Source organism: Bacteroides sp. 224, from assembly GCF_010500995.1.
Lineage (GTDB): Bacteria > Bacteroidota > Bacteroidia > Bacteroidales > Bacteroidaceae > Bacteroides.
Map to the genome: position 1 here is coordinate 1 of NZ_QVMK01000117.1, position 312 is coordinate 312.

1 protein-coding gene is annotated in these 312 nt (G+C 35.3%); it reads right to left on the reverse strand.

What is annotated here, in order from left to right; translation table 11 throughout:
* Positions 1 to 55: 55 nt before the first annotated feature.
* A complete protein-coding gene (locus D0T60_RS18605) occupies positions 56 to 199 on the reverse strand; it encodes a hypothetical protein (RefSeq protein WP_163219984.1) in 144 nt (47 codons plus the stop codon).
* Positions 200 to 312 lie beyond the last annotated feature (113 nt).

The following is a 312-nucleotide window of genomic DNA, read 5'->3' on the forward strand; positions in this document are numbered from 1 at the left end:
CGGTATATTAATTAATGGTGCTGCAATTGGTGGTGCAATTGCTGCAATTTATTGGTTATTGATGCTTGTAGGTCGTACTATCAGTAGTTTTTGCTTCTTTCATGTTCTCTCCTTTACCTACCTTTATGGTGATTATACCTTGTTCTGCGTCGTTTTCTGTAATCGGACGAAGCAGTAAACGTTCTGTTTCGATGTTCATTTATTCTTGTTTTTTATTGCAAAAGCAAAGGGATTATAACAGGTGTATATGTCATGCTCCGCATAATTTTGATAATAGGATTACCGTCTTTATCTGTTTCAAAATTTTCGGTT

Excerpts from the sequence above, each read along its gene's own strand:
- D0T60_RS18605 (WP_163219984.1), bottom strand. The coding sequence starts at position 199 with ATGAACATCGAAACAGAACGTTTACTGCTTCGTCCGATTACAGAAAAC.